This is a genomic window from Skermanella mucosa (genome assembly GCF_016765655.2).
GTDB lineage: Bacteria > Pseudomonadota > Alphaproteobacteria > Azospirillales > Azospirillaceae > Skermanella > Skermanella mucosa.
On the sequence record NZ_CP086106.1, the window covers coordinates 2,541,795 to 2,566,159 of the forward strand.

Consider the following 24,365-nt stretch of genomic DNA (forward strand, 5'->3'; position numbering starts at 1 on the left):
AACCCTTGGTGACGGAAGGCGGCGGGACCGTTCAGGCATCCCCACGCGCGACAAGGCCGGGCAGGCGGTCCAGGCTGCGCATCACGAGCTTCGGCGGGCCCGGCAGCCGGTCCCTTGTCTGGTCGAGCCGGTTCAGCCACACGGTTTGGAAGCCGAAATGTGCGGCTCCGGCGACATCCCACCCGTTGGACGACACGAAGCAGATCCGCTCCCGGGCCATGCCGAGCCGCTCGCAGGCGAGCTGATAGACCGAGGGGTGCGGCTTGTAAACACCGACCTCCTCGACCGACAGCACGGCGTCCAGGCTGTCCGTGATCCCGGCGCTCTCGATGCCGGCAGCCAGCATTTCGGGCGTTCCGTTCGACAAGATCGCGGTCTTCAGCCCCGCCAGCCGCAATTCCGCCAGGACCGGGGCGACATCCGGATAGCAGTCGAGCGACAGGTAACGTTCCATCAAGCGGTGCTTGAGCCCCGGGTCGTCGAGTCCGGAGGCATCGAGCGCGTAGTCCAGCGCGTCCCCGGTAACCTGCCAGAAGTCCCGATGCTCTCCCATCAGGCTCAGCAGCCAAGTGTATTCGAGCTGCCGGGTGCGCCAGACGGCGCCGACCTGGTCGGCCTTGTCTCCCATCTCGCCGGCCAGACGGCCGGTCGCCGACCGGACATCCAGGAGGGTGCCATAGGCGTCGAAGACGCAGGCCGCGATGCCGGTCAGCATGGTGTCACCGTCTCAGATCCTCCTCCAGCAGCAGCCTCGCCGTACCGCCGTTCATGCGGGCGCGATAGACGTGGAGAGCCTCCATCACCCGCTGGACATAGTTGCGCGTCTCGTAGATCGGAATCAACTCGATCCAGTCGATCACGTCCACCCCTTCGGCCCGCGGGTCCCCGTTGGCCTGAAGCCACTCGCGCACCCGTCCAGGACCGGCGTTGTAGCCCGCTATGGCAAGGATGTAGGATCCGTTGAAGCGGTCCAGCAATTCCCTCATGTAGGCGCTGCCCAACGCGATATTGTACTCCGGGTCGGCCGTCAGCCGGCCGTTGGTGTGCTCCATGCCCAACTGGTTCGCGACCTGCCTGGCGGTCGCCGGCATCAGCTGCATCAGGCCCCGGGCGCCTGCCGGGCTGACGGCATTCTGGTTGAAGGTGCTCTCCTGCCGGATCAGGGAATGGACCAGCGCGGGCTCCAGCCAGCCGAGCTGCGGCATGTCGACCACGGGATAACCGGCATCGGACAGCGTGACGTCGTCCTGCACCGCCTGCTTGGCGACGGCGACCGCCAGGTCGGCCCGGCCGATCTCCCGCGCCAGCCCGGCGACCAGGGCGTACTCCTCGGCAGTCTTGGCGTTCGACCCCATCCGGCGGACGAAGATCCCCTCCCGGTCGGCCACCGGGTCGATGCGGTTCAGCATCCGGGCCAGCCTCGGCAACTCCCGCCGTCCGAACGCCGCGACCGCATCGGCCGATGGCCGTGCTTCGGCGGGCAGGGCGCCGGCGGCTGGTGCTTGCAGGCGCTGCTGGGCAAGCTGTCCATAGAAGGTCATGACATGCTGGGCAGCCAAGCCGTACCACCTGCGCGCCTCGTCCGCCTGCTTCAGGGACTCGGCGGCGCGTCCCGCCCAGTAGGCTCCCCGGGACCGGCTGATCGGCGCGCTGACACCGGCGTACAGCCGCTCGAAATGCTTCAGCGCCTGCTGCGGCCTGTTCAGGAAGCGGAGCGCCAGCCACCCGGACAGGAACTCGGCTTCGGCCATCGGCAAGCCGTCCCGCTGCCCGTGATTGGAGGCGATACGGTAGGCCTCCGCATAGGCGCCGCGCTCGATCGAGCGCCGGGCCAGGATATGCATCTCGGTCCACCACGCCGCCGGACGGCCCAGTTCGGCCGGCTTGTCCATCAGGATCTCCAGCGCGCCGGCATCGAGGTCCTTCCGTCGGCGCCAGCGTGCGCGCTCGTAGAGCAGCCCCGGGTCGTTGCGCAGACTGGGCGGCACATTGTTGATCAAGGCGTCGACATTGCCCCGCTTCATGCCTGCCAGATGGAACCGCGCTTCCGCGAGCGCCTGGTGCCCGCTGCCGACCAGGGGGAGCATGCGGCGGGCGGCCGACTCTTCGTTGTCCCACATCAGCCGGTCGAACCGGGCCAGATGGTCTCGGGGGCGCAGCAGGTTGCCGAAACGCGAGCGGAAATCCTGCTCCTCCGTCTGGCCGAAGCCGCCGGCGACCCAGCGCTCACGAACCAGTTCGGCGGCCTGCGCGGTCTTGCCGTCATTCAGCAGCACCGTGGCATAGCGCAAGGTGCCGCCGCCGGTCAGCGGAGGATAGGCCTCGAACCAGGCCTTCACGTCGGCGGACGGCATCCAGAGCGGCATTGCCATTTCCGCGTTCCGGCGCAGGGTGTTCAGGTTCGGCCATTCCGGGTTGCCGCGGACGAAGGCGGCGATGGACTCGAAGCTCGCGGCGGTGCCGGGGCGCGCCATGTCGAGCCACTGGATGGCCTTGGCCGGCAGCGGTTCCTCGGCCTGGGAAGCCAGGGCCATTGCTTCGTCCCAGCGGCCGCTCTCCGCCGCCCTGAACGCGGTGCGGTAGAGTGTCAGGTCGCGTTCGTCCAATTCGGCGGCCGACGCGCCTGGCATCCAGGCACCGGCCGCGACGGACAGGGCCAGCACCAGGGCGATTACCATCGCATGGGCGGGGCGGGCGCACTTGCCGTACCAGTCCGCTGCGGCTAATGTGCCTGCCTTATTTCTTGTGCCGGTACGGAGGTCGGTATGTTTTCGGGGTCCATCGTCGCGCTCTTGACGCCTTTCAAGAACGGGAAAGTCGACGAGAAAGCCTTCCAGTCCTTCGTCGATTGGCAGATCGGGCAGGGAACCAACGGGCTGGTGCCGGTCGGGACGACCGGCGAGTCCCCGACCCTCAGCCATGAGGAGCACATGCGCGTCGTCGAGCTGTGCATCGAGGCGGCCGCCGGCCGTGTGCCGGTCATCGCGGGCGCAGGCTCCAACTCGACGGCGGAGGCGATCGCCTTCACGCGTCACGCCAAGAAGGCGGGCGCGGAGGCCGTGCTTACCGTCACGCCCTATTACAACAAGCCCACGCAGGAAGGTCTGTATCAGCATTACAAGGCGATCCACGACGCTGTAGAAATTCCGATCATCATTTACAACATACCGGGTCGCAGCGTGATCGATATGACGGTCGCCACAATGGCACGTCTCGCGAAGCTTCCCAATATCGTCGGCGTCAAGGATGCCACGGCGGACTTGACCAGACCGTTAAGGACCCGTGTCGAAATCGGGCCGGAATTCTGCCAGCTCAGCGGCGAGGATGCCACTGTCGTCGGCTATCTGGCGCAGGGCGGGCACGGCTGCATCTCGGTGACCGCCAACGTCGCTCCGGCCCAGTGCAGCCAGCTTCATGCCGCCTGGACCGCTAACGACAGGCCGACCGTCGAGCGGCTGCGCGACCAGTTGATGCCGCTTCACCACGCCCTGTTCCTGGAGACCAGTCCGGCACCGGTCAAGTACGCGGCCAGCCTGTTGGGCCTCTGCTCCGAGGAAGTCCGGTTGCCCGTGGTCCCGGTGACGGATGCGACGCGGACGGCCGTGCGCGAGGCCATGGTGAAGGCGGGCGTGCTCAACTGAGCACGTTCGGCGGCACGGCGTAAGACAACCTGCGTGGCAGGAAGAAGAAAGTAGAGGAATAATCATGGCTCAGCCGGGGCCCGTCTCGGGCCGGATCGCGGCTCAGAACCGCCGTGCCCGGTTCGATTACTTTATCGATGAAACGCTTGAGGCGGGGATCATGCTGGTCGGCACGGAGGTGAAGTCGCTCCGCGCCGGCAAAGCCAGCATCAACGAATCCTATGCGGGCGAACAGAACGGCGCATTGTACTTGGTAAACGCCTACATTCCGGAATACCAGCTCGCCGGCCAGTACTATCAGCACGAGCCCAAGAGGCCGCGGAAGCTGCTGGTCCACAAGCGGGAGATGAACCGCCTGATGGGCGCCATCAAGCGCGAGGGCGTCACGATCGTCCCGTTGTCGATCTACTTCAACGCGCGCGGCATCGCCAAGGTCGAACTCGGGGTTGCCCGGGGCAAGAAGAAGGTGGACAAACGCGCCTCGGAGAAGGAGCGCGACTGGCAGCGCGACAAGGCTCGGGTGATGCGCAGCAGGGGGAAGGACGCGGATTAAGGAACCATACCAGCCGAACCCGGTTGGAGCCTCCAACGGAAAGACAAAGGAGACTCCGATGCGCGCACTGGTCTGGCATGGCAAGGAAGATGTCCGGGTCGACACCGTGCCCGATCCCAAGATCCTGAATCCCAGGGACGCGGTGGTCAAGATCACGTCGACGGCGATCTGCGGGTCGGACCTGCACCTGTACGGCGGCTACATCCCCTCGCTGAAATCCGGCGACATCCTGGGCCACGAGTTCATGGGGGAGGTGGTCGAGGTCGGTAAGGAGCCTGGACGGCTGAAGGTCGGAGACCGAGTCGTCATTCCGTTCACCATCGCCTGCGGGCACTGCTATTTCTGCGACCATGACCTCTGGTCACTGTGCGACAACTCCAATCCCAATTCGGAGATGACGTCCAAGGTCATGGGGCAATCGCCGTCGGGGCTGTTCGGATACACCCACCTGTTCGGCGGTTATGCCGGCGGACAGGCCGAGTATGTCCGCGTGCCTTACGCCGATGTCGGACCTTTCAAGGTGCCCGATGGCTTCAGCGACGATCAGGTCCTGTTCCTGACCGATATTTTCCCGACCGGCTACATGGCGGCCGAGAATGCCGACATCCAGCCCGGCGATACGGTCGCGGTGTGGGGTTGCGGTCCGGTCGCGCAGTTCGCGATCCGTAGCGCCTATCTTCTCGGGGCGGAGCGGGTGATCGCGATCGACCGCGTTCCCGAACGGCTTGCCATGGCGCGCGACGGGCGGGCGATCACGATCAATTTCGACGAGGAGGACGTTCACGATCGCCTGATGGAACTCACCGGCGGGCGCGGTCCGGACAGCTGCATCGATGCCGTCGGCATGGAGGCCCATGGAGGCGGAAGTGTCGACGCGGTCTACGATCGGGTCAAGTTCGCCGCCTTCATGACTACCGATCGGGCCCATGTGCTGCGACAGGCGATCCTGGCGTGCCGCAAGGGCGGGACCGTTTCGCTGGCGGGCGTCTATGGCGGCGTGGTGGACAAGATCCCCATGGGAGCAGCTTTCAACAAGTCCCTGAAGTTCAGGATGGGTCAGACCCACGTCCACAAGTACCTGCCACGCCTGATGAAGCACATCCAGGAGGGTGATCTCGACCCCAGTTTCGTGATCACCCACAAGTTGCCCCTCGACCAGGCGCCCGAAGGTTACCGGATCTTCCGGGAGAAGAAGGACAACTGCATCAAGGTCGTCCTTAAACCCTGAGCGTCACCTTCGCCGGTATTTGCCCGTTGGTGAAGACCGGAGCGGAGCGTAGCTGGTTTAGGCCTGTGAAACGAAAAACCGGACCGGGGGTCGACCCCCGGTCCGGTTTTTCGTTCATGGAGAGGCTGGCCTGAAAGATGCCGAAACGATAGGTTGAAGATCGTTCAGGCAGTCTCGTAAAGGTTGCTGTGCGGATCGTTGGACGGCGGGTCGCGATGCTGGTGGACCCGGGCGATCGACGGCGACAGATCCTGGAGTTCGATGAAATTGTCGGCCTGCCTGCGCAGTTCGTCGGCGACCATGGGCGGCTGGCTGCGGACGGTGCTGATCACCGAGACCCGCACTCCCTTCCGCTGAACGGCGTCGACCAGCCGCCTGAAATCTCCGTCGCCGGAAAACAGCAGGATATGGTCCACATGCTCAGCCATCTCCATCACGTCGATGGCGAGCTCGATGTCCATGTTCCCCTTGATCTTGCGCCGTCCCGATGCGTCGGTGAATTCCTTCGTCGGCTTTGTTACCATGGTGTAACCATTGTAATCGAGCCAATCCACCAGCGGCCTGATCGGGGAGTATTCCTGATCTTCGACTAGCGCGGTATAGTAAAAGGCACGGACAAGGCGTCCTTTGGATGCAAACAGGTCAAGAAGGCGTTTGTAATCGATATCGAAGCCTAGGGCTCTCGCCGCGGCATATAAATTTGCACCGTCTATGAACATTGCGATGCGTTCTTCTTGATAGAATATCATCTGAGTACCTTTTGGACTATAATGGTTGTCACGCACCGGCCAATTTCTTATCCCGCTTCGCTCGCCAGGCAGGAAGGTCTTTAATGCCGCATTGGCCACGATGTAGAGATAGGGCAATGCTTCCAAGCAGACAAGAGGTTCCCTTGAGGCCACGACAAAAGTGATTTTCATCGCATTAGGATCAAACCTTTCCAGTGATGTGTATGGCTCATCCCAAGACATATGCGAAGCTGCGATAGGTGCGCTGCAAGACCGCGGAATCTCTGTGGTCGCTCGCTCGCGCTGGTTCCGGACGGCACCAGTTCCGGTCTCAGATCAACCTTGGTTTGTTAACGGCGTGATTGCGGTCGCTACAGGGCTAAGGCCTGCCGATCTTCTCTCAATACTGCACGAAGTCGAGGCGGAATTCGGGCGGACCCGAAACATCCGCAACGAAGCCCGAATCCTGGATCTGGACCTCGTCGCATATGACGATCTTGTAACAGATGGGGCGACACCGCCGGCGCTTCCCCACCCCCGGATGCACGAAAGGGCGTTCGTCCTGCTTCCGCTTTCGGACATCGCGCCGGACTGGAAGCATCCGTCGACGGGGATCAGCCTGCCCGACCTGATCGCGGCGCTTCCCGCCGACCAGCGCGCGGAACCGGACGCCTGATACGTCTCGCACTTGCTTCGACCCTACCCAAACCGTATATAGAATAGCTTGGCATATTGTTGGAGTTTGCCCCTTATGGCACGCGTAACCGTTGAAGACTGCGTCATCAAGATTCCAAATCGTTTCGAGCTGGTCATGATGGCCGCCCAGCGGGCGCGGGACGTCGCCACGGGTGCTCCGCTATCGATCGACCGCGACAACGACAAGAACCCGGTCGTGGCGCTGCGCGAGATCGCGGACGAAACGATCGGCCTGGACGAACTGCGGAACGCGCTGATCCGCGGCCACCAGAAGGTTGTCGAGGCCGACGAGCCGGAGGACGACATCGTCGAGCTGATGGCCGGCGAGCAGGCTTGGGCCCAGCAGATGACGGTGGGCGACGATGACCTGGGCGGCGACGACCTGGGTGCCGACGGCGACGTGGAGGAGGGTGACGACGTGCTCGCCGACATGGAGCAGGAGCCGGGCGTCGACATCGACAGCGAGGAAGGCCAGTTGGTCGACCGTGACGTCGACGATGTCGGCAAGGCCTACGAGTAAGGGCCGGCCGGGAATTCGGGTCTCGGATCGCGGGAGGATCGCCGTACGAGTGTGCGAGATCGAATTCATGACGCCGTCGTTTGCCGTGGGTGATGGTCGATGATCCGGCAGTACGAGCTAGTCGAGCGAGTCAAGGCGTATGATCCGAGCGCGGATGAGGATGCCCTCAACCGCGCTTACGTCTTCTCCATGCGTGCCCATGGTTCACAGACGCGGGCCAACGGCGACCCCTACTTCTCCCATCCGCTGGAAGTCGCCGGCATCCTCACCCAGATGAAGCTGGACAGCGCTTCGATCGTGACGGCCCTGCTGCACGACACGGTCGAGGACACCGTCGCGACGCTGGAGGATGTGCAGCGCCTGTTCGGGGCCGATATCGCTCGCCTCGTCGACGGCGTCACCAAGCTGTCGCGGATCGAGCTTCAGAACATCGAGACACAGACCGACCAGGCCAAGCAGGCGGAAAACTTCCGCAAGCTGGTGCTTGCCATGTCGGAGGACATCCGGGTCCTGCTGGTCAAGCTGGCCGACCGCGTCCACAACATGCGCACCCTGTCTTATCTGCGGGACCCCGAGAAGCGGAAGCGGATCGCCCGCGAGACGCTCGAGATCTACGCACCGCTTGCCGAGCGCATCGGCATCCACAAGATGAAGGACGAGTTGGAAGATCTCTCCTTCTCCGAGCTGAATCCCGACGCCCGTGACAGCATCCTCGCACGCCTGGCCTTCCTGCGTACGTCCGAGGGCGGGCTGGTCGGCCGCGTCCTCGACGAACTGCGCCATACGCTGGCCGAGCATGGCCTGCCCGACGCGACGGTCACCGGCCGGGAGAAGACAGCCTACTCGATCTGGCGCAAGATGCAGCGCAAGAACGTGGCCTTCGAGCAGCTCTCCGACATCATGGCGTTCCGCGTCATGGTCGATTCGGTCGAGCAGTGCTACCAGGGGCTGGGCGTGATCCATGCCCGCTATCCGGTCGTGCCGGGCCGCTTCAAGGATTACATCTCGACTCCCAAGCCCAACGGTTACCGCAGCATCCATACCTCGGTGATCGGGCCGGAGCGCCAGAGGATCGAGGTGCAGATCCGCACCGACGACATGCACGAGGTGGCAGAACTCGGCGTCGCCGCCCATTGGGCCTACAAGCAGAACCACCAGCGCACGGAAGGCCGCCAGTATCGCTGGCTGCGCGAACTGCTCGATATCCTGGAACATGCGCAGAAGCCCGAGGAGTTCCTGGAGCACACCAAGCTGGAGCTGTTCCAGGACCAGGTGTTCTGCTTCACGCCCAAGGGCGACCTGATCGCGCTGCCGCGCGGCGCCACCCCGGTCGACTTCGCCTATGCGGTTCACAGCCAGATCGGCGACACCTGCGTCGGCGCCAAGGTCAACGGGCGGATGCTGCCGCTGCGCAGCCAGCTGCAGAACGGCGATCAGGTGGAGATATTCACCTCCAAGGCCCAGACGCCGTCCCCCACCTGGGAACGCTTCGTCGTCACGGGGAAGGCGCGGGCGCGCATTCGCCGGTTCATCCGGACGCAGCAGCGCTCGCAATACATCGATCTCGGCAAGGCCCTGCTTCAGAAGCTGTTCCGCCAGGAGGGCTACGAGTTTTCCGACAAGGCGGTCGAAGGTGTCGTGAAGATCTTCCAGGCGTCCTCCGTGGACGACCTGTTCGCCAGTGTCGGCGCCGGGCTCCAGTCGGCGCGCGAAGTCTTCAACGCGGTCTTCCCCGGCCACAAGCCGGCGTCGGAGCGCGACGACAAGGTCGTTCCGATCAGCCGGTCCGCCCGGCACAAGCACAAGAAGGACATCCCCCTCCCGATCCGCGGCCTGATTCCCGGCATGGCGGTACACTATGCGGGCTGCTGCCATCCGCTGCCGGGTGACCGTATCGTGGGGATCGTGACCACCGGCAAGGGCGTCACCATTCACACGATAGACTGCGAAACGCTGGAAAGCTTCAGCGATACGCCGGAGCGCTGGATCGACGTCGGCTGGGACAGCGGCGGAGAGGCGGCCGAGGAGCATGTCGGTCGCATCAACGTCATCATCGCGAACGAAGCGGGCAGCCTGGGAACCCTGTCCACCGTGATCGGCAAGAACGGCGGCAATATCACCAACCTGAAGATCACCAGCCGCAACACGGATTTCTTCGAGATGCTGATCGACATCGACGTCAAGGACGTCAAGCATCTGACCAACATCATCGCGGCGCTCCGGGCAACTCCGGTGATCAATTCGGTCGATCGGGCACGCGGACGGTGACTGAACGCGTCGCCGCCTCCATATAGGACGAAGAACGCGGCGGCAGCGCGCCCTTGGAGCCACATCCGCCGCTGCCGCCGCATTGCAACGACGTCCTGCCCCGATAGACTGATCCGTCCCGCCCCATGTTCCGCCGCCGCACCAAGCACGCCTTCCACCATCGCATCCGTGACCTGTTCTGGCCGCGCGGGGGATGGCGGCGTTCCTCGGCTTATGTGGGGCACCGCATCGGGCGGCTGCCGGGTACGCCCTATTCCATCGCGGCCGGCTTCGCTTGCGGGGCCGCGGTCTCCTTCACCCCCTTCATCGGCTTTCACTTCCTGCTCGCGGCAGGGCTCGCCCTGGTCCTTCGGGGCAACCTGCTGGCGTCGGCGATCGGCACGGTGGTCGGAAACCCCTGGACTTTTCCCGGCATCTGGTTGGCGACGTACCGTGTAGGGGCTATGGTGTCCGGGCAATCGCATGGTGGAGAAGTGGCGGCGCAACACCTGACCCTGGCAATGATCCTCGATCACCCGGGACAGGTGTTCCTGCCCATGGTGATCGGAGGCACGCTGCTGGGGATCGTCGCCTGGTTCCTGTTCTTCTTTCCCGTGCGCGCCGCGGTATCGGCCTATCATGCCCGGCGCGTCCTGCGGCGGACCAGAAAGGCGCGGCACCGCAAGCTGGAGCTCGAAGTATGATACGCACCCTGCGCCTTGGCGTGAACATCGACCATGTCGCGACGATCCGAAATGCCCGGGGCGGCAGGCACCCGGACCCGCTCCGCGCCGCCCGCGCCGCGGCGGAGGCCGGGGCCGACGGCATTACCGCCCATCTGCGGGAGGATCGGCGCCATATCACCGACGACGACATCCGGCGGCTGAGCGCGGAAATCGACCTTCCCCTGAACTTCGAGATGGCGGCGACCAGGGAGATGGTCGCCATCGCCTTGCGCCACCGTCCGCATGCCGCCTGCATCGTTCCCGAGCGGCGGGAGGAACGGACCACCGAGGGTGGCCTCGACGCCGCCGGCAACCGTGACGCGCTCACCCCGATCATCCGGGATCTGGGCGCCGCCGGGATCCGGGTGTCCCTGTTCGTCAATCCCGACCCGCTCCAACTGGATGCCGCCGCATCGCTCGGCGCCCCGGTGGTCGAAATCCACACGGGAGCCTATTGCGACGCCGAGGCGGACGATGTCCGTGCCCATGAGTTGGAGCGTATCCGGGCCGCGGCCGCCCATGCGGAGGCGATCGGGCTGGAGTGCCATGCCGGCCATGGCCTTGCCTTCGATACCGTCGGTCCGGTCGCGGCCATTCCGACCATCGTGGAGTTGAACATCGGACATTTCCTGATCGGCGAAGCGGTTTTCGGAGGGCTCGACGGGGCCATCAGGCGGATGCGGGCGCTGATGGACAGGGCGCGGTCCGCTGCGGACGATCGGCGCGGTGCCTGACCCCATGATCCTCGGCATCGGCAACGACCTGATCGACATCCGGCGCATCGAGCGCACCTTGGAGCGCTATGGCGAGCGCTTCCTGGATCGCGTCTTCACCGATGTGGAGCGGCGGAAATCGGACCGGCGCAACCAGCGCGCCGCCAGCTACGCCAAGCGGTTCGCCGCCAAGGAGGCCTGCGCGAAGGCGCTCGGCACCGGGCTGAACCGCGGGGTCTACTGGCGCGACATGGGTGTGGTGAACCTGCCCGGCGGACAGCCGACCATGCATTTGACCGGCGGCGCCCTTGAACGCCTTAAGCGGATCACGCCGCCCGGCATGTCACCCGTGATACATCTCACCTTGACCGACGACCTCCCTTTGGCGCAAGCCATCGTCATCATATCCGCCGTGCCCGCCGGTGAAGCCGTCCAGGACGGCTCCTCCGTCCCTCAAACCTGACCGCCACGGAGCAGCCGCCCCCGGGTGGCGTCACGCCATGACAGAACTGACGAGAAAGCAGACAGAATCGATGCAGAAGAACAAGAGCGGCGGCATCGGCGAGACCATCAAGACGGTCGTCTACGCCGTCGTGATCGCGTTCGGCGTCCGGACCTTCGCCTATGAACCGTTCAACATCCCGTCCGGATCGATGATCCCGACGCTTCTCGTGGGCGATTACCTGTTCGTCTCCAAGTTCTCCTATGGCTACAGCAAGTACACGGTCGCCTTCGGCGCGCCGCTGTTCGACGGCCGCCTGCTCTACACCAAGCCGGAGCGCGGCGACGTCGCCGTCTTCAAGCTGCCGCGGGACAACAAGACCGACTATATCAAGCGCATCGTGGGACTTCCCGGCGACCGGATCCAGGTGATCAACGGCGTGCTGCACATCAACGGGGAAGCGGTCAAGCGGGACCGGGTCGAGGATTTCGTCACGACCGACCAGTTCGGCCGCCAGATCCGAGTCGCCCAGTATGTCGAGACGCTGCCCAACGGCCGCCAGCACCGCATCATCGAGGAGAGCGACAGCGCTTCGCTCGACAACACGCCGGTGTACGTGGTCCCGGAAGACCACTTCTTCGCGATGGGCGACAACCGCGACAACTCGCTCGACAGCCGGGTCGGCGCGATGGTCGGTTTCGTCCCGGTCGAGAATCTCGTAGGGCGGGCCGAGTTCCTGTTCTTCTCGATCGACGACGATGCCCGCTTCTGGGAGTTCTGGAAGTGGCCGTGGGCCGTGCGCTTCGGCCGTATCTTCGACGGCGTGAACTGAGGGGGACGGCATGTCCGCCATCGGAACCGAACAGAACAGCCAGTCCGGTCCCGCCGACCTCGCCCAATTGTCGGCGGCCCTGGGTCACCGGTTCAGGCAGCCTGAGCTTCTGGTGGACGCGGTGACCCATCCCAGCGTCAGCGGGATGGAGCGCGTCGGCAAGCGGCCGGGCAGGGCGGCGATCCCGGGGCTCGCCTACGAGCGGCTGGAGTTCCTGGGCGACCGGGTCCTCGGCCTGGTCATCGCCAACTGGCTGCTTGAGCGCTTCCCCAATGAGCGCGAGGGGGCGCTGGCCCGCCGTCTCGCCAGCCTCGTCCGGTGGGAGACCCTGAGCCAGGTTGCGGCCACGCTGGACCTCGGTCGCTATCTGAGGCTCTCCACCGGCGAGGCGGGGTCCGGCGGCCGGACCAACGGGACGATCCTGGCCGACTGCTGCGAAGCGGTGATCGGCGCGCTGTACCTGGACGGCGGTTTGCCCGCCGCGGAATCCTTCATCCGCAGCCGGTGGGCCGACCAGATAGACCGTGCGGCATCGCCGCCGCAGGACGTCAAGACAGCCCTCCAGGAGTGGGCGCAGGGGCGCGGCAAGCCATTGCCCGTTTACGAAACCATGGGCCAGACCGGCCCGGACCATAGCCCGCAGTTCGAGGTCAGGGTGCATCTGCAGGGTTTCGAGCCCGCCGTCGCCCAGGGCAATTCGAAGCGGGCGGCAGAGAAAGCCGCGGCGAGCGAGATGCTTCGCCGCGTCGGAGCACCGATCGATGAATGACGAGACCGATTCCCTGGAACCGGCCCCCATGCCCGACCATCCGCGCTGCGGATTCGTGGCCCTGGTGGGAGCGCCCAATGCCGGCAAGTCCACCCTTCTGAACACCATGATCGGCGCCAAGGTGTCGATCGTCTCCCCTCGCGTCCAGACCACCCGTACCCGGGTGCTGGGCATCGCGACGGAGGGCGATTCCCAGGTGATCTTCGTCGATACGCCCGGCATCTTCGCGCCCAAAAAACGGCTGGAGCGCGCCATGGTGGCTGCCGCCTGGCAGGGGGCCAGCGATGCCGACCTGGTGGTGCAACTGGTCGACGCCGCGCGGAAATCGATCGACGGCGATACCCGCGCCATCATCGCCAAGCTCAAGGGATCCGGGCGTCAAGCCATCCTGGCGCTGAACAAGATCGACCTCATCAAGCGGGACAAGCTGCTGGCGCTTTCCGCCGAGTTGAACGCCGAAGGCATCTTCACCGACACCTTCATGATCTCGGCCGAGACCGGCAACGGCGTCGATGACCTGCGCAGGCACCTCGCGTCGCGCATGCCCGAGGGACCGTGGCATTTCCCGTCCGATCAGCTCTCCGACATCCCGATGCGCCTGCTGGCGGCCGAGATCGTCCGGGAGAAGCTGTTCCTCCAGCTTTACCAGGAACTGCCCTATTCGGCGACGGTGGAGCCGGAAGGCTGGGAGGAGTTCGACGACGGCAGCGTCAAGATTTCCATGGTCGTCTTCACCGAGCGGGACAGCCAGAAGGCGATCATCCTGGGCAAGGGAGGCCAGCGGATCAAACAGATCGGCGCCACCGCGCGCACGGAACTGGAGGAGATGCTGGAGCGCCGCGTCCATCTTTTCCTGCATGTCAAGGTGCGGGAGGAGTGGACCAACGACCCCGAGCGCTATCGCGACTGGAATCTCGATTACAACGCGTAGAATTCGGCAGCGTTCTCCCTCATCAAGCGGCGCCGGTCCGCGCTCGTGCAGAACTGCGTCGCCCATAGGACGGTCTCGATCCAGCGCGGATAATCCGTCGCAAGGGTGCTGACGGGCCAGTCGCCGCCGAACATCACGCGGCGGAAGCCGAAGCACTCGATCACATGGTCGATGTAGGGGCGCAAATCCTCGCGGTTCCAAGCCACATGATCGGCTTCGGTCGCCATGCCCGACAGCTTGCACCATACGTTCGGCAGTTCCGCCATGGCCTCGATATCGGTCCGCCACCGGTCGATCAGGCCGGCGCGGATGCCCGGCTTGCCCGCATGGTCCAGCACGAAGCGGACTTCCGGGCAGCGCCGGACCAATTCGACCGCGGCAGCCAATTGTCCGTGGTAGACGCAGATGTCGAAGCTGAAGCCGTAGCGGGGCAGCAGCCTGACACCCTCGATGAAATCCGGCCGAAGGCAGAATTCCGGGTCGGGCTCGGACTGGATCAGGCGGCGGACGCCCCGCACGAGGCGACGCTCGGCAAGCCTTTCCAGGTGAGGTTCCGCGGCACTTCCCAGCTCCAGGGGAGCCGCCGCGACGATAGCCCCGATGCGCGGGTCGGCCTCAGCCAGCCCGGTCACCCAATCGGCCTCGGCAAGCCGGTCCGCGGGGGCGGCATCGACTTCCACGAAAACCAGACGGTCCACCGGGATGGGGCCGCAGGCGCCGGTGAAGTCGCCGGGAAGGTGAGGGCGGTTCAGCGCCGGAACGCCTGCCATCCAGGGATAGCCCAGGACCGAGGGATCATAGAGGTGCACATGGCTGTCGATGATCGGAAATACGCTCATGATGCTTCTGCCTCCCCCGGGAATGCAGCAGATCCTATTCGATCTTCCCTGTCGGAGCCAGGAGTTAGCGGGCAAAGGAACACACATTCTTATCGAAAGAGGTAACCCTATGGCGAAGTGATGCTAGAAGGCTCAAGACTTCGGCCGAATGGATTAGCGGGATCTACATTACCTAATGCGGTATAAAATGGGGTAATCCCTAAACCAAACCCCCTCGTAAAGCGATATTTACTTGTCGTTAAGATTCTGAAGTCAGTATTGCCTCGTGGACAGCAAGGCGCCACCTCGAAAAACCTCTCACGAAAGAGCCGATCATGACCGACGTTCGCCGCTACACTGATCTTCGCCTCGCTCAATCCAGCCGCGTTCATGCCCGCCTGATCGAGCGATTCATCGAGGTCACGGAGTCCGAACTGGCGGGGCAGTCCGATCCCTTCGTCCGTGAGAGCCTGCAGGACCTGCTGTCGACCATGCGCGACGATCGCCGCGGCTACGGCATGATCGGCGGCGTCATGGCCGTCAGCGAGGCTGCCTGACGCTCGAAACGATATCCGTGGCGCCGATGAAGCGGTGCCGGCGAGCCTTCAGGCGCCGGTCTCGCTCTCGGCCGCGGCGGCCAGTGCCATCAAGGGCACGAGCAAGCCAAGGCTGACCAGCCGCAGCCATCCCGCGGCTTCGCCGGCCGGGGGCAGGTAGCTGATCGCGGCAAGTCCCGCCATCGCCATGAAAAGCAGGGGCGACAAACGCCAGTACAGCCGGTGCCACCGCGACCGGTTCGGCGGCAGGAACAGCGCCTGGCGCAGGGACCATTTCGGGTCCAGGATCGTCTTCAGCAGCAGTATGAAGAGACACATCGCGACCACGCTCGCGACGTTGGTGCCGCTCAGGTCGAAATCTCCCATGTCATTGGGGCCCATGGTGTCCTCCCAGCATCATCGAATGGCTGGAATGTGCGGCGAATCCGGCGCTGCGGACAAACGAGCAATTTTCATGATCCGCATAGATCCCTCTCATGCGGCGCAGACATGAAGTTTTTTCTGGACTGTCTGGTCCGGAACCCCCATGTATCCGGCATGGGCAGACCGCGTGAATTCAATGCCGACGAAGCTCTGGACCGTGCGCTGCACGTGTTCTGGACCAAGGGTTATGCCGGCACCTCGATGACAGACCTGCTGGAGGCCATGGGCCTCAGCAAGAGCAGCTTCTACGAGTTTTTCGGCAGCAAGCACGAGGCCTTCATGGCGGCGTTGCGCCGTTATGGGGATCGCGAGGCCGCCCGGTTGGACGCGTGCGTCGGCTCGGCAGGGTGTGCCCGTCGCCTCATCGAGGTCCAGCTTAGAAGCATCATCGAGCGGCCCTCGGCGGAGGGTGATCGGCGCGGATGCCTGACGGTGAACTGCGCGGTCGAGCTTGCGCCACATGATCCCCTGATCGAAACGGCCATCGCGGCCCATCTGGATCGGATGGAGGAGCTTTACCACCGCCTGATTGCCCGCGGACAGGCGGACGGCGGCATCTCGACCCGCCACGATCCCCGGACGCTGGCCCGTTACCTCGTCAATTCCCTCTGCGGCCTTCAGGTCATGGCGAAAGCCGGCCGTGATCCCCAGGCACTGGAGGATGTCGTCTTGACCACCCTCGAAGCCCTGGACTGACGCGATCTATCGTCAGCCCCATTCTACGTAAATTTTGGACCAATCGGTCCTTAACTAAAGGAAGTATCATGAGCGAGAGCGATCTTTTCCAGCCCGTCAAGCTCGGCCCCTATACCCTGGCGAACCGCATCGTCATGGCCCCGCTGACCCGCAGCCGCGCCAACAAGGACGACGCCCCCTTCGCCCTGCACGCGGAATATTATGGCCAGAGGGCGACCGCCGGGCTGATCATCAGCGAGGCGACCCAGATCTCCCGCCAGGGCAAAGGTTACGCCTACACCCCCGGCATCCACAGCGAGGCCCAGGTCGCCGGTTGGAAGCAGGTGACCGACGCCGTACACGCCAAGGGCGGCAGGATCTTCCTCCAGATGTGGCACGTCGGCCGCATCTCCCACCCGTCGCTGCAGGAGAACGGTGCTCTTCCCGTCGCTCCCAGCGCGATCAAACCGGAAGGCAAGGCTTTCACGGAAGACGGCTTCGTCCCCTTCGTAACCCCGCGGGCGCTTGAACTGGACGAGATCCCCGGTATCGTCGAGCAGTACCGGACGGCCGCCGGGAACGCCAAGCGCGCCGGCTTCGACGGCGTCGAGATCCATGCCGCGAACGGCTACCTGATCGACCAGTTCCTGCGCGACGGCACCAACAAGCGGACTGACGCCTATGGCGGGTCGGTCGAGAACCGCGCACGCCTGATGCTGGAAGTGACCGAAGCCGTCGTCGGCGTCTGGGGCGGCGACCGGGTCGGCATCCGTCTGTCGCCGATCAGCCCGGCCAACGACATCTCGGACAGCGACCCGGATCCGGTCTTCACCTATGCGGTGGAACAGCTGAATCGCTTCGGCCTGGCCTACCTGCATCTGGTGGAAGGTTCCACCGGCGCGAGCCGCGAGGTTTCCGGCGCGGTGGACCTGCGCAAGCTGCGGCGGATCTTCGACGGGCTCTACATCGCGAACAACCTGATCGACCGCGACACCGCGATCGCGCTTCGCGAGACCGGTGAGGCCGACCTGGTCGCCTTTGGCCGGCCGTTCATCGCCAATCCCGATCTCGTCGAGCGGCTGCGGATCAACGCCCCGTTGAACGAGCCTGACCGGGACACATTCTACGGCGGCGGGGCGGAAGGCTATACGGATTATCCGTTCTTGAGCGACGTGGAGCGCCAAGCCGCAGCCGATTGAGGGCGGCGGATCGTCAGGCCGCCTCGTTCAAGGTGACAGCCTGTCCGGCACCTTCGCCGGGCAGGCCATCCCTGAGGCCTATACGGTAATAGGCCAGCCGTTCGCGCTGGAGCGTCTCCACGTAATCGATCAGGCTGTCACGCAGGAAACCAGGCTCGCAGGCCTCCGCCCGGCTCAGCACCGTACCGATGTAATCGTCGAGTAACATGATATGTACTAGTGCGGCACGCATGGCGGTGCTGTCGTTGACGGTCTGCAGAGACTGGTCAGGCATTGACTTCCCCCTAAGTGTTTTATGGTTGTCGGTCGAGCTTTATAGCAGGCATATGAGTTTTTTCCGACCCGGCACAAAGACTTCTATCCGGCTTCGCATCTTTGTCATGCGGGCTACTGCACTCGGCTTTGCTGCATCACACAATCCACCTTCGAATGTTCAGCCGCAACTGCCCAGAGCCTGGGCAAAAAGCCAGCCCGCCACAACGGTCACCAGAGCCTGTTCCGCGAACGAGCCGGTTCTGATCAGGGGGAACGCGAAGGTCCGCTTGAGCGGCCAAGCGAGGCACAGTCCGGCGGGTGTAATCAGGTCGGCCGCCAAGTGGCTGGCATAGCCGATCACGAAGGGCAGGGTATGGTGCCATTGCTGCCCGTCCCAGCGAAGCACGGCGACGCACCCGGCGACCGCCACGATCGAGTGGGTCAGGCCGCGATGTCCGAACAGTTTCGACAGCGGAACGGAAATGAACTTCAAGCGCCGCCCGACCCACGACTTCGGATGGTCGATATCGGGACCCAGCGACCCGGCGACGGCCAAGCCGAGCGCCACCGGGTCGAACAGGGGCAAGCCCATGCCATGGGCAAGGTAGAGCCATGAGGCGGAGCCGATCAGGGCGTGGGAACCCGCCATCATGGCGTTATCCCGTTCCGGTCCTGAGGAACCGCCCGACCACCTTGAGAAGACATCTGAACCGCACACGGTAAAACGTTGATTCAGTTCAGAGTCTATCTTAATTATCCACAGAACTAAAGCCGAACATCATGGCTTTTCGGTGTCCTTGGACTCAACTCGCCCAAAATGCCGGGGACACGCCTGCCGGTGCAGGGCGGGGCGGGTCACGACAGGAAGGGGAACAATCCCATGATCGCGGCGACGACGCTGTCGTAACAACTCAGGCTTGGGCTGAACATCACCGCCATGGCCTCGCCGCTCTTGCCATCCATCGCCAGCTCAAGTGCCGACATCCCGGCGTCCCACAGGCCGGAGCATCCGGAAGATACGGTGTTCGCCGCCGCGCCCGCGTCGCTGGCGAAGCTCTCGACCGATTTCTCAAGCGTTTCGGCGGCCTTGCCGAGGGATTCGGTAGTGTCGCTCATGGTCACCCTCCAGGTGCATCGTGCAGATGAAGGGTCCGACATCGCAACGCGCCCATGCGCTTGCCAGAGGGGCCCGGACCCCGATCAATGCCAGAGATGGTGGTGCCGAGTCCCTAATCAATCCCCGCTGGATCGCTCGCTCAGTTCGACCGCGAAAGTGATCGAGCCGCCGAAGCTGTCGCCCGGCGCCAGCTCCGCGAATCCGGTGCCCCGCTCGCCGGCCGCGGCGCGGTTGACGGCGTTGGTCATGTGGCTGACCGGCTCGAAGCAGAAGTAATCCTGGTTGTGCGGCACATAGACGACGGCATGCCGGAACGGCGGCGTCGCCTCGATGCGGAGGCTCGCCCCCGCGCCCGGCCAGTCGATCCGCGCGCGGCCGTTCCAGCCGGTGAAATTGTTGTCGAGCACGATATCGTCCAGCGCGACCCCATGGGGGAAATCCCAGGCCAGCGGCAGCGGCACCCGCTCGGTCGGGATGTGCCCCTCGTCCCCCAGCCAGACGCCGTCGAGGTCGGCGGTCAGCCGGGTGCCGATCGGCTTCGGGAAATAAGGATGAAGCCCGAGCCCCGCGGGCATCGCAAGATCCCCCGTATTGACCAGTTCCATCGCTATGGTCAGACGGTCATCGGCGAGTTGGAACCGTTGGGTCGCGCTGTAGGCGTAGGGCCAGGTTCCGGCGGCGTAATCGAAGGTCATCACCGCCGAGCTGCCGTCCTGGGTGGAAACGGTCCAGGGCGCCTGCCAGCCGTGGCCGTGGATCACGTCGGCGATGAACGGCGCATTGGGCGGCAGATCCACGGAGCGGCCATGGAAGACGAAGTGGCCGCCCGCGATCCTGTTGGAGAACGGGACGAGGGGATGGCAGGACAGGTCGGCCGGCTCGCACCGGTCGACGGCGCCGGGCTGGGCGGGGCGCATCAGGTGAAGTGGAGCCTGGTCGTCCCGATGCAGCAGCAGCCGGATGATCGATCCTCCGCACTGCGGGCTGATCGCGCATTCCAGAGGGCCGTGGCGGAGGATGATCGCGCTGTCCGGTTCTGCCATGGCTGCCTCTCGGCTGACGTTGCGCCGTTGTGGTGGACGGCGGATATGGCATAGCCTACCGGCAAATGAAAGACGCGCCAGCGGGATCGGTCGGACCGGCTCAACCCGGCGGCGCCACGGCTGGGTAGGGGGAAAACGTGTTTCTTGGGATCGATCTGGGCACATCGGCGGTGAAGGCCGTGCTGGTGGATATCGGACAGCGGGTCGTCGCCCAGGCGGTGGCGCCGCTCACCGTCTCGCGCCCGCATCCCCTGTGGTCGGAGCAGGACCCGGAAAGCTGGTGGCGCGCCACCAACGCGGTCGCGGCGGAACTGCGCCGCTCCCACTCCGCCGAGATGGCCCAGGTGACCGGCATCGGCCTGTCCGGCCAGATGCACGGCGCCACCCTGCTGGACGGACGGGACCGTGTCCTGCGGCCGGCCATCCTGTGGAACGATGGCCGAAGCGGTGCCGAATGCGCCGAGCTGACGCGCAGGATACCGTCGCTTCCCGAGATCGCCGGCAACCTGGCCATGCCGGGCTTCACCGCGCCCAAGCTGCTTTGGGTCGCCAGGCATGAGCCCGAGATATTCCGCGCGATCGCCAAAGTGCTTCTGCCCAAGGACTATGTCCGCCTGCGCATGACCGGTCGTTACGCATCCGACATGTCCGATTCGGCTGGAACCCTGTGGCTCGACGTGGCCCGGCGCCGCTGGTCGCCCGAACTGCTGTCCGCGACCGACCTGGACGAGGGCGAGATGCCGGAGCTGTTCGAGGGGTCGGAACCGACCGGCCTCCTGCTGCCGGAGGTGGCTTCCGCCTGGGGATTGGGCGATTCCGTCGAGGTGGCCGGAGGCGGCGGAGACAATGCCGCCGGAGCCGCCGGTGTCGGCGTGCTGAAGCCCGGATCGGCCTTCCTGTCGCTCGGCACGTCGGGTGTCCTGTTCGTCGCCAACGCGGGGTTCGCGCCAAATCCCGCGCGCGGGGTCCACGCGTTCTGCCACTGCTTCCCGGGCCTGTGGCACCAGATGTCGGTAATCCTCAGCGCTGCGAGCTGCCTCACCTGGGTGACCCGTCTCACCGGCGCCTCCAGCGAAGCCCAACTCCTGGCCGAGGTCGAGGCCGCCGACCGCGATACCGGGGCGCTGCTCTTCCTACCGTACCTCTCGGGTGAGCGTACGCCCCACAACGATCCCGACGCCAAGGGCGTGTTCTTCGGGCTGAACCACGACCATGGCCGCGCCGACCTCGCCCGGGCGGTGCTGGAGGGCGTGGCCTACGCCTTCGCCGACGGGCAGGACGTGCTTGCGGAGGCGGGCACCGAGATCGGCACCGTGTCGGTCATCGGCGGCGGCGCGCGGAGCCGGCTGTGGGGTCGCATCCTGGCCGACGTGCTGGGTCGTCCGCTTACCTACCACAAGGGCGGCGAGGTGGGACCGGCCTTCGGCGCCGCCCGGCTGGCCCGGCTGTCGGTCACCGGCGAGGACATGGCGTCGGTCTGCACCGCGCCCGAGACCGATCTCGTGATCGAACCCGATCGGGCCGCGACCGAGCGGCATGCGTCCAAATTGACACTGTACCGGGATATCTACCGCGGACTCTCGGGCTTGTTCCGGGGCGGGGCATCGACATAATTCTGCCATGGGGTTAACCTTACCTCATTCGGTTGACCCCATGATCCGAACATCTTCGCGGAGCTAGCATGTGCCGTTGGCTGGCCTATCAAGGCCGTCCGATCCCGATCGATACCCTTCTGTTCAAACCCGCCAACTCCCTGATCCACCAGTCGCTCGCGGCCCAGCGCGGGCATGTGCCGACCAACGGCGACGGCTTCGGGCTGGGCTGGTACGGTCATCTTCGGAAGCCCGGCCTGTACCGGGATACCATGCCTGCCTGGAATGACCTGAATCTTCGATCCGTGTCCGAGCAGATCCGATCCGGGTTGTTCTTCGCCCATGTCAGGGCGTCCACCGGGGCATCCACGGCCCGGGTCAATTGCCACCCGTTCCGTTATGACCGCTGGCTGTTCATGCACAACGGGCAGATCGGCGGCTGGCCGGTCGTCCGGCGCGTGGTCGAGAACCTGATAGCAGACGACCTCTATCCGTTCCGCGAGGGCAGCACCGACAGCGAAGTGATTTTCTATCTTCTGCTGACCAACGGCGTCGCGGATGACGTCCATGCCGCCTTCGCGCGGACATGCCGCCAGATCGGGGAGGCCATGGCCGCCCACGGCATCATCGAGCCGCTTCGGCTGACCGCCTGCCTGACCGATGGCGAGCGCCTGTACGCGCTGCGCCACTCCAGCGACCGGGCCTCGCCGACCTTGTTCTATGCGCTGGGAGGAGGCATCAGCGTCGACCAGGGCTGCTGCCGTTTCGAAAGCAGCCAGGGCGACGTTCTGGTCCTGTCGGAACCCCTGGACGCCATCGAGGCGGTCTGGCACGAGGTGCCGGAAGGACACATGCTGACGGCCTCGGGGGGCAGGGTCGAACTGCATCCGTTCGATCCGACACTGCAATGAGGATGCCGGCGTTCGCCGGGAGCGCCGACAGGGTCGTCAGAAGATCAGCGCCAGCAGTCCGATCACGACCAGCAATCCCATCAGGAAGATCAAGCCGATAGCGCCGCCCAGGAATTTCAGCATTGTCGATCGTCTCCTTGTTCGGGCGGCGGTCAGCCGTTCCGGACGGCGGGTCGGTAGGGATGCTGCTCGCGCCAGTGGTTCGCGATATCGATCCGGCGGCAGATCCAGACCCGGTCGTGGCTCTGGATATAGTCCAGGAAACGGGCGAGGGCCGCGGCGCGGCCGGGACGTCCGACCAGACGGCAATGCAGGCCGATGGACATCATCTTCGGTGTCCTGGCGCCCTCGGCATAAAGGACATCGAAACTGTCCTTGAGGTAGCTGAAGAACTGATCGCCGGAATTGAACCCCTGCGACGTGGCGAAGCGCATGTCGTTGGCATCCAGCGTATAGGGCACGATCAGCTGCGGCTTGCCGTGGCTGTCGTCCCAATACGGCAGGTCGTCGGCATAGCTGTCCGCGTCATAGACGAAGCCGCCTTCCTCGACCACCAGCCGCCTCGTGTTGGGGCTGCATCGGCCCAAATACCAGCCCAACGGCCTGCTGCCGGTCAGTTCGGTCTGGATCTCGATGGCGCGCCGCATGTGGTCGCGTTCGACATCCTCGCCGACGTGCTGGTAATCGATCCAGCGCCAACCATGGGTCGCGATCTCATGTCCCGCTTCGACCATGGCGGCGACCGCCTCGGGATTGCGCGCCATCGCCATGGCAACGCCGAACACGGTCAGAGGCAGGCGCCGCTCGCCGAAGATGCGCATCAGTCTCCAGAAGCCGGCACGGCTGCCATACTCGTAGATCGATTCCATGTTGATGTGACGGACACCGTGGAGAGCCTGGGCACCCACGATTTCCGACAGGAACGCTTCGGACGCGGCGTCGCCATGCAGGATGTTGTTCTCGCCGCCCTCCTCGTAGTTCATGACGAACTGGACGGCGATGCGCGCGCGGTTGGGCCACTGTGCATCGGGCACCCGGGCGCCGTAGCCGATCATGTCGCGCGGATAGCCATTTTCGGTGGACATGCTTCCTTCTCCCAAAACACGACCCGTTGCATCGCCATGAAGCATGGCCCTGGGCACGACATCACGGTGTCGAGGACGGGACATTAGTTCGATGTCGTCGGTTGTTCAATGTACGCCTTGGCCGGTTGCCCGACGACTCATGTCGGGCGATCTGATCGGGGGCATCGGATCGGGGCTATCGGATCGAGGCCATCGGATCGAGGGAAGGGTATTGGTGGATGATCAGGCGCCGGGACGGCTTTCCTCCGGATCCGTTCTGGTCTCTGCAGACATTTCCTGTGACGAACCGGTGGACCGCCTTGCCGCCGCCATCGCCCTGACCTGCCGCGCCTCTTCGACGACACGCCGCGACCGTTCGAAGGCGGCATTCGCCCGCTCAAGCAATGCCGCCAGACGCGGGTTCAAAGCTCCTTGATGCGTATCCGTCATGAGTCCTCTCCCTATGCGATTGCAATAAGGGGACAGTCACACAGTCAAGTCTGTACGCTAACGGACCCACCTTGGCAAAAACATGCGGAAAATCCGGTCTCTTCCATCAACCCACCCAATGTACGAAACCGAACAGACAGACCTGTATTATTGATGCCTGCTGAGGTCTGGATGTCGATCCGCAGGGAAGTCGCGGGGCGGATTCTACTCAAATACATCGCTTTTGCACATGCGGG

The 24,365-nt window shown here is 64.6% G+C and carries 29 protein-coding genes; 17 read left to right on the plus strand and 12 right to left on the minus strand.

The genetic code is table 11. The features are described from left to right. Window positions 1-31: 31 nt before the first annotated feature. Window positions 32-715, minus strand: a complete 684-nt coding sequence (locus JL100_RS11525; RefSeq protein ID WP_202679719.1) for a haloacid dehalogenase type II — start codon at window positions 713-715, stop codon at window positions 32-34. A 4-nt stretch (window positions 716-719) separates the two neighbouring features. After that, entirely contained in the window at window positions 720-2,678 is a 1,959-nt protein-coding gene (locus JL100_RS11530) for a lytic transglycosylase domain-containing protein (RefSeq protein WP_202679718.1), read from the minus strand. 87 nt (window positions 2,679-2,765) lie between these two features. Here JL100_RS11530 and dapA point away from each other — a divergent pair, with 87 nt between their 5' ends. The 3 genes from dapA (at window position 2,766) to JL100_RS11545 (ending at window position 5,422) form a co-directional block, all read left to right on the plus strand. Continuing rightward, window positions 2,766-3,641, plus strand: coding sequence for a 4-hydroxy-tetrahydrodipicolinate synthase (gene dapA, locus JL100_RS11535; RefSeq protein WP_202679717.1), 876 nt, complete (start codon window positions 2,766-2,768; stop codon window positions 3,639-3,641). A gap of 64 nt (window positions 3,642-3,705) precedes the next feature. Beyond that, window positions 3,706-4,194, plus strand: a complete 489-nt coding sequence (gene smpB, locus JL100_RS11540; RefSeq protein WP_202679716.1) for an SsrA-binding protein SmpB — start codon at window positions 3,706-3,708, stop codon at window positions 4,192-4,194. A 58-nt stretch (window positions 4,195-4,252) separates the two neighbouring features. Next, window positions 4,253-5,422 (plus strand): zinc-dependent alcohol dehydrogenase, encoded by a 1,170-nt coding sequence (locus JL100_RS11545; RefSeq protein ID WP_202679715.1) that lies wholly within the window; start codon window positions 4,253-4,255, stop codon window positions 5,420-5,422. A gap of 164 nt (window positions 5,423-5,586) precedes the next feature. Here the strand turns inward: JL100_RS11545 and JL100_RS11550 are convergent, their stop codons facing one another. Next, complete coding sequence (locus JL100_RS11550; RefSeq protein WP_158048089.1) at window positions 5,587-6,171, minus strand: LabA-like NYN domain-containing protein; 585 nt, start codon at window positions 6,169-6,171, stop codon at window positions 5,587-5,589. A gap of 199 nt (window positions 6,172-6,370) precedes the next feature. On the opposite strand from JL100_RS11550, the gene folK reads away from it, so the two are divergent. The 9 genes from folK to era all read left to right on the plus strand — a co-directional run bounded on the left by folK (window position 6,371) and on the right by era (window position 14,025). Beyond that, window positions 6,371-6,826, plus strand: coding sequence for a 2-amino-4-hydroxy-6-hydroxymethyldihydropteridine diphosphokinase (folK, locus tag JL100_RS11555; RefSeq protein WP_323378542.1), 456 nt, complete (start codon window positions 6,371-6,373; stop codon window positions 6,824-6,826). 75 nt (window positions 6,827-6,901) lie between these two features. Next, complete coding sequence (rpoZ, locus tag JL100_RS11560) at window positions 6,902-7,366, plus strand: DNA-directed RNA polymerase subunit omega (protein ID WP_202679713.1); 465 nt, start codon at window positions 6,902-6,904, stop codon at window positions 7,364-7,366. A 99-nt stretch (window positions 7,367-7,465) separates the two neighbouring features. After that, window positions 7,466-9,634: a RelA/SpoT family protein gene (locus tag JL100_RS11565; protein ID WP_202679712.1), complete on the plus strand. Its 2,169-nt coding sequence runs from the start codon at window positions 7,466-7,468 to the stop codon at window positions 9,632-9,634. Between the two features lie 125 nt (window positions 9,635-9,759). Beyond that, window positions 9,760-10,317 (plus strand): DUF2062 domain-containing protein, encoded by a 558-nt coding sequence (locus JL100_RS11570; protein WP_202679711.1) that lies wholly within the window; start codon window positions 9,760-9,762, stop codon window positions 10,315-10,317. Beyond that, a complete protein-coding gene (locus tag JL100_RS11575) occupies window positions 10,314-11,072 on the plus strand; it encodes a pyridoxine 5'-phosphate synthase (protein WP_202679710.1) in 759 nt (252 codons plus the stop codon). The genes JL100_RS11570 and JL100_RS11575 overlap by 4 nt, the downstream gene beginning before the upstream one ends. 4 nt (window positions 11,073-11,076) lie before the next feature. Continuing rightward, a complete protein-coding gene (gene acpS, locus JL100_RS11580; protein ID WP_202679884.1) occupies window positions 11,077-11,514 on the plus strand; it encodes a holo-ACP synthase in 438 nt (145 codons plus the stop codon). A 70-nt stretch (window positions 11,515-11,584) separates the two neighbouring features. After that, window positions 11,585-12,325: a signal peptidase I gene (gene lepB, locus JL100_RS11585; RefSeq protein WP_228421209.1), complete on the plus strand. Its 741-nt coding sequence runs from the start codon at window positions 11,585-11,587 to the stop codon at window positions 12,323-12,325. Between the two features lie 10 nt (window positions 12,326-12,335). After that, window positions 12,336-13,094 (plus strand): ribonuclease III, encoded by a 759-nt coding sequence (gene rnc / locus JL100_RS11590; protein ID WP_202679708.1) that lies wholly within the window; start codon window positions 12,336-12,338, stop codon window positions 13,092-13,094. Next, on the plus strand, window positions 13,087-14,025 hold the full coding sequence (era, locus tag JL100_RS11595; RefSeq protein ID WP_228421210.1) for a GTPase Era: 939 nt from the start codon (window positions 13,087-13,089) through the stop codon (window positions 14,023-14,025). The genes rnc and era overlap by 8 nt, the downstream gene beginning before the upstream one ends. On the opposite strand, the gene JL100_RS11600 is transcribed toward era, so the two are convergent. Then, window positions 14,013-14,864 (minus strand): amidohydrolase family protein, encoded by an 852-nt coding sequence (locus JL100_RS11600; protein WP_202679707.1) that lies wholly within the window; start codon window positions 14,862-14,864, stop codon window positions 14,013-14,015. The two genes, era and JL100_RS11600, sit on opposite strands and share 13 nt — an antisense overlap. A 314-nt stretch (window positions 14,865-15,178) precedes the next feature. Here JL100_RS11600 and JL100_RS11605 point away from each other — a divergent pair, with 314 nt between their 5' ends. Beyond that, the gene (locus JL100_RS11605) at window positions 15,179-15,400 is read left to right on the plus strand and encodes a hypothetical protein (protein WP_202679706.1); all 222 of its coding nucleotides are present in this window, start codon (window positions 15,179-15,181) and stop codon (window positions 15,398-15,400) included. Between the two features lie 48 nt (window positions 15,401-15,448). On the opposite strand, the gene JL100_RS11610 is transcribed toward JL100_RS11605, so the two are convergent. Then, on the minus strand, window positions 15,449-15,781 hold the full coding sequence (locus JL100_RS11610; protein ID WP_202679705.1) for a hypothetical protein: 333 nt from the start codon (window positions 15,779-15,781) through the stop codon (window positions 15,449-15,451). 156 nt (window positions 15,782-15,937) lie between these two features. On the opposite strand from JL100_RS11610, the gene JL100_RS11615 reads away from it, so the two are divergent. Next, the gene (locus JL100_RS11615; RefSeq protein WP_202679704.1) at window positions 15,938-16,519 is read left to right on the plus strand and encodes a TetR/AcrR family transcriptional regulator; all 582 of its coding nucleotides are present in this window, start codon (window positions 15,938-15,940) and stop codon (window positions 16,517-16,519) included. Between the two features lie 68 nt (window positions 16,520-16,587). Further along, entirely contained in the window at window positions 16,588-17,697 is a 1,110-nt protein-coding gene (locus tag JL100_RS11620) for an alkene reductase (RefSeq protein ID WP_202679703.1), read from the plus strand. Between the two features lie 13 nt (window positions 17,698-17,710). On the opposite strand, the gene JL100_RS11625 is transcribed toward JL100_RS11620, so the two are convergent. From JL100_RS11625 to JL100_RS11640, 4 genes are all read right to left on the minus strand, one after another. Next, a complete protein-coding gene (locus tag JL100_RS11625) occupies window positions 17,711-17,971 on the minus strand; it encodes a hypothetical protein (protein WP_202679702.1) in 261 nt (86 codons plus the stop codon). Window positions 17,972-18,130: 159 nt separating this feature from the next. Then, window positions 18,131-18,604 (minus strand): metal-dependent hydrolase, encoded by a 474-nt coding sequence (locus JL100_RS11630; RefSeq protein WP_202679701.1) that lies wholly within the window; start codon window positions 18,602-18,604, stop codon window positions 18,131-18,133. Between the two features lie 203 nt (window positions 18,605-18,807). Beyond that, on the minus strand, window positions 18,808-19,068 hold the full coding sequence (locus JL100_RS11635) for a hypothetical protein (protein WP_202679700.1): 261 nt from the start codon (window positions 19,066-19,068) through the stop codon (window positions 18,808-18,810). Between the two features lie 117 nt (window positions 19,069-19,185). Continuing rightward, a complete protein-coding gene (locus tag JL100_RS11640) occupies window positions 19,186-20,112 on the minus strand; it encodes an aldose 1-epimerase (protein WP_202679699.1) in 927 nt (308 codons plus the stop codon). Window positions 20,113-20,249: 137 nt separating this feature from the next. Between JL100_RS11640 and xylB the strand changes: the two genes are divergently transcribed. Both xylB and JL100_RS11650 read left to right on the plus strand, forming a co-directional pair. After that, window positions 20,250-21,725: a xylulokinase gene (gene xylB, locus JL100_RS11645; RefSeq protein WP_202679698.1), complete on the plus strand. Its 1,476-nt coding sequence runs from the start codon at window positions 20,250-20,252 to the stop codon at window positions 21,723-21,725. Window positions 21,726-21,793: 68 nt separating this feature from the next. Continuing rightward, a complete protein-coding gene (locus tag JL100_RS11650) occupies window positions 21,794-22,615 on the plus strand; it encodes a class II glutamine amidotransferase (RefSeq protein WP_202679697.1) in 822 nt (273 codons plus the stop codon). Window positions 22,616-22,651: 36 nt separating this feature from the next. On the opposite strand, the gene JL100_RS37005 is transcribed toward JL100_RS11650, so the two are convergent. From JL100_RS37005 to JL100_RS11660, 3 genes are all read right to left on the minus strand, one after another. Beyond that, the gene (locus tag JL100_RS37005) at window positions 22,652-22,738 is read right to left on the minus strand and encodes a small membrane protein YohP (protein WP_456115319.1); all 87 of its coding nucleotides are present in this window, start codon (window positions 22,736-22,738) and stop codon (window positions 22,652-22,654) included. A gap of 29 nt (window positions 22,739-22,767) precedes the next feature. Further along, window positions 22,768-23,700, minus strand: coding sequence for an allantoinase PuuE (gene puuE / locus JL100_RS11655; protein WP_202679696.1), 933 nt, complete (start codon window positions 23,698-23,700; stop codon window positions 22,768-22,770). A gap of 222 nt (window positions 23,701-23,922) precedes the next feature. Then, window positions 23,923-24,129, minus strand: coding sequence for a hypothetical protein (locus JL100_RS11660; protein ID WP_202679695.1), 207 nt, complete (start codon window positions 24,127-24,129; stop codon window positions 23,923-23,925). Between the last annotated feature and the right edge of the window lie 236 nt (window positions 24,130-24,365).